The sequence below is a fragment of the Caballeronia sp. genome, assembly GCF_028292365.1.
Taxonomy (GTDB): Bacteria; Pseudomonadota; Gammaproteobacteria; order Burkholderiales; family Burkholderiaceae; genus Caballeronia.
Genome location: NZ_JAQGMM010000492.1, coordinates 24758 through 30757 on the forward strand (window position 1 = coordinate 24758; position 6000 = coordinate 30757).

Consider the following 6000-nt stretch of genomic DNA (forward strand, 5'->3'; position numbering starts at 1 on the left):
TTACGCTTTTTTTACCCTGCGCCGAAGCTCCTTTCACTGCGTTTCTTTCACTTTGCCGCCTCCATGACCGACTCCACGCTGAACCCGTCCGCCCCGTTCAACCGCCCGAGCGGCCGTCGCGCGGATCAATTGCGCGACGTGCGCATCACGCGGCACTACACGAAGCATGCAGAAGGGTCGGTGCTCGTCGAATTCGGCGATACCAAAGTGATTTGCACCGCGAGCATTTCCGAGCGCGTGCCCGAATTCCTGCGCGGACGCGATCAAGGCTGGCTCACCGCCGAATACGGCATGCTGCCGCGCGCCACCAATACCCGTAACGACCGTGAAGCCGCACGCGGCAAGCAAACCGGCCGCACGCAGGAAATCCAGCGCCTGATCGGGCGCGCGCTGCGTTCCGTATTCGATCTGAACAAGCTGGGCGCGCGCACGCTGCACATCGACTGCGACGTGATCCAGGCCGATGGCGGAACACGCACGGCAAGCATTACGGGAGCGTTTGTCGCGGCCCACGATGCTGTGACCAAGCTGCTGGCTGCCGGCAAGATCGCAGAATCGCCGATCAATCAATTTGTCGCGGCGATCTCGGTCGGCGTGTACAACGGCCAGCCGGTTCTCGATCTCGACTATGACGAAGACTCGCAGTGCGACACCGACATGAATGTCGTGATGACCGGCGCCGGCGGCTTTGTTGAAGTACAGGGAACGGCTGAAGGCGTACCGTTCACGCGCGCCGAAATGACCGCGCTGATGGATCTGGCGCAAAGCGGTATTGAAACGTTGATCGCGAAGCAGAAGATCGCGCTGGAGCTGCTCAGTGTCTAATCCTGCTTCTGTTTCCGCTTCTGATAACGCGTTGAAACGCGTTGTGCTCGCGTCCAATAACCCGGGGAAATTACGCGAATTCGCAGCATTGCTGAGCACTGCGGGCATCGATCTCGTGACGCAAGGCGAACTGGGGGTGTCCGAGGCCGAGGAACCGCATGTGACGTTCGTCGAGAATGCGCTGGCGAAGGCGCGGCATGCATCGGCGGCGACGGGATTGCCTGCTCTTGCCGACGACTCCGGCCTCTGTGTGCATGCGCTGCGCGGTGCACCGGGCGTGTATTCGGCGCGTTATGCGCAATTGCTCAATGGCGGCGAGAAAAACGATACCGCGAACAACGCGCGGCTAGTCGCCGATCTCGCGAGCGAAACCGACCGCCGAGCCTATTTCTTCTCCGTCCTCGTGCTGGTGCGCCATGCCGACGATCCGGAACCGCTGATTGCGGAAGGCCGCTGGCACGGCGAAGTCATCGATACCCCGCGCGGCGCGAACGGCTTCGGCTATGACGCGCATTTCCTGGTGCCGTCGCTTGGGCAAACCGCCGCCGAACTCGATCCCGCCGTGAAAAATGCCAGCAGTCATCGCGCGATCGCGCTTCGTCATCTGCTGGCGCGGTTGAAGGAAATATCGTGACGGCCAGTTCGAGCGGTCCTCAGACGATCAACGTCGTCAAGGCGTTTACATCGCCCGGCAGTATCCGGCTGACGTCGCTGCCGCCATTGTCGTTGTATGTGCATTTCCCGTGGTGCGTGCGCAAATGCCCGTATTGCGATTTCAACTCGCACGAGTGGAAGGGCGAGACGTTTCCCGAGGATCGTTATCTCGACGCATTGCGCGCCGATCTCGAGCGCGCCTTGCCGATGGTATGGGGCCGCCAGGTGCACACCATTTTCATTGGCGGCGGGACGCCTAGTTTGCTGTCGGCGAAAGGACTGGACCGCCTGCTTTCCGATGCCCGCGCACTGCTGCCGCTCGACGCCGACGCTGAAATCACGCTCGAAGCGAATCCCGGCACGTTCGAAGCCGCGAAGTTCGCGCAGTTCCGGGCGAGCGGCGTGAACCGGTTATCGATAGGTATTCAAAGTTTCAACGAGCAGCATCTGAAGGCGCTCGGCCGGATCCACGATGCAACGCAAGCGCGTCAGGCGGTGGAAATAGCGGCAAAAAACTTCGATAACTTCAACCTCGACCTCATGTTCGCGCTGCCGAAGCAGACGCTGGATGAATGCCGGGCGGATATTGAAACGGCGATCAGTTTCGCGCCGCCGCATTTGTCGCTGTATCACCTGACGCTCGAACCGAACACGATGTTCGCCAAGTACCCACCGCCCGTTCCCGACGACGACGCCTCCGCCGACATGCAGGACTGGATTCACGAGCGCACGGCTTCAGCGGGTTATGAGCGCTACGAGGTGTCGGCCTATGCGAAGCCGCACAGGAAGAGCCAGCACAACCTGAACTACTGGCGTTTTGGCGACTACCTCGGCATTGGTGCGGGCGCGCATACGAAGTTGTCGTTTCCGCAGAAAATCGTGCGTCAGGTTCGTTACAAACATCCAGGAACGTACATGGATGAAGCGCTTGGCGGCGCGGCGGTACAGGAAGAGCACGAGGTCGGACCGCGCGATCTGCCATTCGAATTCATGCTCAACACGTTGCGGCTCGTGGAAGGATTTCCGGTGCATTCGTTCAACGAACGAACCGGACTCGCGATGTCCGCGATCGAGCCGGGACTGGTCGAAGCGGAACGCCGTGGCTTGATTACGCGCGATATCGAACGCATTGCGCCAACCCAGCGTGGCCAGGATTTTCTCAACGATTTGCAAGCGCTCTTTCTCCGGGACACGCCGTCGATAAAAATCAAGGAAGATCGTTAAATTGGACGCGTCCGCCCCTAGTTTTACCACCGGCTCCGTCATGCGTCACCGTCCCTTCGCGCTTTTCTGGAGCGCGCGGGTGATGTCATCGGTTGCGTTCCAGATGATGTCGGTTGCAATCGGCTGGCAGATCTACTCGATCACACACAGCGCGTTCGCACTCGGGCTCGTCGGCCTCTCGCAATTCCTGCCGATGTTCATGCTCACGCTGGTAGTCGGCCATGTCGCGGACCGCTATGACCGGCGCACGATCGCGTTCGTCTGTCAGGCAATCCAGGGCGTGGCCGCGTTGACGCTGTGCATCGCGACATGGCGCGGCATCACTACCCAGGGGTTGATCTATTTGATCGCTGCAATTGCCGGGTCGGCGCGCGCGTTCGAGTCGCCATCCATGGCCGCACTTTTGCCCAATCTGATTCCACGCGCCCAATTGCAATACGCGACCGCGTGGTCGACGTCGGCGAACCAGACCGCACAGATCCTCGGCCCGGCGATGGGTGGTCTGCTCTATGGGCTCGGGGCGCTGACGGTGTACGGCGCGGTAGCGGTGGCGTTCATTGGGGCGGCGGTGCTGTTGGCATCGGTAAAGATCGAACAGGTGGTGCGCACGCGCACGCCGCTGACGTTCGAGTCGCTCTTCTCCGGCATCGCTTTCATTCGACGCAAACCTGTGATTCTGGGAGCGTTATCGCTGGATCTGTTCGCGGTGTTGCTTGGCGGCGCGACGGCGTTACTGCCCGTTTTCGCACACGATATCCTGCACGCCGGGCCGTGGGCGCTCGGCGTCCTGCGCGCGGCCCCCGCGGTCGGCGCGCTGACCGGATCGATTTATCTCGCCCATTTCCCCTTGCGACAGCGCGCCGGAACGGCGTTGTTTGGCGGCGTGATCGCGTTTGGCATTGCGACGATTGTGTTTGGGTTATCGCGGAACCTGTATGTCTCGCTGATCGCGCTGGCCGCGCTAGGCGCCTCCGATGTCATCAGCGTGGTCGTGCGCATGTCGCTCGTTCAGCTTCAAACGCCCGACGATATGCGAGGACGCGTGGGGGCCATCAATTCGCTGTTTATCGGGACATCGAATCAGTTGGGCGAGTTCGAGTCGGGGATGACGGCGGGGTTGTTCGGCGCGGTGCCCGCGGTACTGATTGGCGGCGTGGGAACGATCGCCGTCGCGTTGTTATGGATGCGATTGTTTCCGGGTTTGCGCGCGACCAGGTCGTTGGAAGGGTGAGGCGGTTTTGCCTGCTGGACGCCAGGGAAAGTTGCGCTACAATACGCGCCTTGCCGGAAAAGTGCGACGCGGTCGGAACGCACTTTTCTCGTAGTTGCTGTGTGTGAAAGTTTGTCTGTAAAGCGTGGAAGCGTGGCCGAGCGGTTTAAGGCACTAGTCTTGAAAACTAGCGACGGGGTGACTCGTCCGTGAGTTCGAATCTCACCGCTTCCGCCAAAAACCGGCATTCCGGCTTGTCTGCGACCTTCTGCTGCAAATTCCTCGCTTCCACCTAAGCCATTCACACGGCCAGTTCGTCCGGCGAATGAGTTTTGAGCCAATCGGCCAGAACCACGTCGATGCGCGTCTGCCATCCCTCACCCGACGCGCGAAACGCCTCCACGACCTGTGGCGAAAGCCGAAGCGACAACGGAATCTTCGTTGGTGCTTTTTGAGGACCGCGAACGCCTGTCTTCGCCCGCAACGATGCGGGTAACGCAGCGCCGCCGCGCTTGAACGTCTCGACGTCCGCGGCGGTCAGTTCGCGTACTTCGCCGCTCTGGTCAATCATGGGTTTACGTGCTGGCATAGTGATTCACCTCTCTCGAATTAGCCTTCCGAAAACTGATTACACGGATTCCATCGTGGGGTTTCAGTGAAACAGAGAACATGCAAGCGTTCGTCGAGATAACCCAAGGCGACGTACCGTACTTCGCTATAAACACGCCGGTCGTCAGTGCCGATCAACGCTATCTCGAAATTGAATTCAGCAGCCCGTTCGAACGATAAACTGCGTTCAGCGACATTGCGGGCGCTCTTATTCACATCGAAGGTGACTTGCACGGAGCAAATTGTATATACAAAACTGGCTGAGGGCCAGGTTTTTTGTATATACAAAGATCGGAGTGAGGCGCATCACACCGGCAGTTCGTCCGGCGAGTGGGTCTTCAGCCAATCGGCGAGAGCAGCGTTCAGGCGGGATTGCCAACGCGGTCCGGTCGCGCGAAACGCTTCGAGCACTTCATTGTCCAGGCGGACAGTGGTCGGCGTCTTCGTGCTGCCTAGCGGGCGCCCCCGCCGAAGCACCTTCCCACCGTCGCGTAACTCCGCGCCAGCGATCCAGTCATTGGTGATTTCGGGCGCATCGTCGGGATCAACCCAAGTGCGCGGCGAGTTTTTTAATTTCGCGGTCATTTGCTTTCCTCATGCTTATGATGCGGCGATCCTCGCCGCGGGGCGTCCAGACCAACACGACGATCCGGCCTTCCAACCAGCCCGCAGTCGCGAATCGTTGCTCCCCATAATCGGAGCGCAAGTCGGGTTGCGTCAGCGTCAAGCCCGCAAAAACCTCAGCAGCAAGCTCAAAGTCCAGTCCGCGTTCATTAAAGGTTTTGTCGCGCTTCGCGCTGTCGTAGATAATTCCCATCCAATTATTGTACTAACGTTAACTCAAAAGCAAGGTCATTTTTTGTTAGTACGAAAACTAGCTTTAGCGCGATAAAAAACCCCGCATCGTCACCGATGCGGGGTTAGCGTACCAAACACACTCCAAACCTCACCCCACGTCCGGCTCGCCCTCTCCTGGCTTCTTTCCGGGCTTATCGCTTGGGGCCTGCTTACGGTCGTCATCGGCGCGATCCGGCATCTTGCTTGCCTCGTTATCGCTATGCTCGGCGGGTTTCGGATTTTTCACCTCGGTGGAATCGGTGCTCATGGCGTTCTCCTTGCGCATCAAAATGCAGTGGATACGCAAAATGGGGCAGCAAGACTTGGACCAGCCGCGTATTGTTAAGTATGAGCGCAACGAATTCGTGGAGCCTCGCCCGCCATGACATCCCGTTTGAACACTGCGCGTATCGCGCTGACCTTATCGATCGCGACAACCATCGCCGCCTGCACGATCACGCCGCCGCCCAGCGCGCTCGAACCCAAACCGGCCGCCGCCGTAAGCGGCGCCACGCTCGATCAGTACAAGGTCCGCGTGGCGCAACATATCTTCGACCGGAATCCGTCGCTGGTACTCAAAGGCACGCCGCAAGCGATGCTGCGCTCGCTGGTCGTGGTCGCGTTCACCGTGGATCGAAACG

General features: G+C 59.8%; 9 protein-coding genes, 1 tRNA gene and 1 pseudogene. 6 read left to right on the forward strand and 5 right to left on the reverse strand.

Features of this window, described 5'->3' with window-relative positions; translation table 11 throughout:
• Nucleotides 1-78: 78 nt before the first annotated feature.
• From rph to JWR14_RS28755, 5 genes are all read left to right on the forward strand, one after another.
• Nucleotides 79-825, forward strand: a complete 747-nt coding sequence (rph, locus tag JWR14_RS28735; RefSeq protein ID WP_299715809.1) for a ribonuclease PH — start codon at nt 79-81, stop codon at nt 823-825.
• A complete protein-coding gene (gene rdgB / locus JWR14_RS28740; RefSeq protein WP_299715786.1) occupies nt 818-1459 on the forward strand; it encodes an RdgB/HAM1 family non-canonical purine NTP pyrophosphatase in 642 nt (213 codons plus the stop codon). Before rph ends, rdgB begins: the two co-directional genes overlap by 8 nt.
• The gene (hemW, locus tag JWR14_RS28745) at nt 1453-2703 is read left to right on the forward strand and encodes a radical SAM family heme chaperone HemW (RefSeq protein ID WP_299715812.1); all 1251 of its coding nucleotides are present in this window, start codon (nt 1453-1455) and stop codon (nt 2701-2703) included. The genes rdgB and hemW overlap by 7 nt, the downstream gene beginning before the upstream one ends.
• A gap of 40 nt (nt 2704-2743) precedes the next feature.
• Entirely contained in the window at nt 2744-3934 is a 1191-nt protein-coding gene (locus JWR14_RS28750; RefSeq protein ID WP_299715789.1) for an MFS transporter, read from the forward strand.
• Nucleotides 3935-4060: 126 nt separating this feature from the next.
• A tRNA-Ser gene (locus tag JWR14_RS28755) sits at nt 4061-4150 on the forward strand.
• A 64-nt stretch (nt 4151-4214) separates the two neighbouring features.
• On the opposite strand, the gene JWR14_RS28760 is transcribed toward JWR14_RS28755, so the two are convergent.
• From JWR14_RS28760 to JWR14_RS28780, 5 genes are all read right to left on the reverse strand, one after another.
• The gene (locus tag JWR14_RS28760) at nt 4215-4502 is read right to left on the reverse strand and encodes a BrnA antitoxin family protein (RefSeq protein WP_299715792.1); all 288 of its coding nucleotides are present in this window, start codon (nt 4500-4502) and stop codon (nt 4215-4217) included.
• Between the two features lie 20 nt (nt 4503-4522).
• A complete protein-coding gene (locus JWR14_RS28765; protein ID WP_366144610.1) occupies nt 4523-4756 on the reverse strand; it encodes a BrnT family toxin in 234 nt (77 codons plus the stop codon).
• A gap of 72 nt (nt 4757-4828) precedes the next feature.
• Nucleotides 4829-5107, reverse strand: a complete 279-nt coding sequence (locus JWR14_RS28770) for a BrnA antitoxin family protein (protein ID WP_299715794.1) — start codon at nt 5105-5107, stop codon at nt 4829-4831.
• Entirely contained in the window at nt 5067-5339 is a 273-nt protein-coding gene (locus tag JWR14_RS28775; RefSeq protein ID WP_299715797.1) for a BrnT family toxin, read from the reverse strand. Before JWR14_RS28775 ends, JWR14_RS28770 begins: the two co-directional genes overlap by 41 nt.
• A 129-nt stretch (nt 5340-5468) precedes the next feature.
• Nucleotides 5469-5627, reverse strand: coding sequence for a hypothetical protein (locus JWR14_RS28780; RefSeq protein ID WP_299715800.1), 159 nt, complete (start codon nt 5625-5627; stop codon nt 5469-5471).
• 114 nt (nt 5628-5741) lie between these two features.
• On the opposite strand from JWR14_RS28780, the pseudogene JWR14_RS28785 reads away from it, so the two are divergent.
• A pseudogene (locus JWR14_RS28785) lies at nt 5742-6000 on the forward strand (energy transducer TonB); the annotation flags it as partial.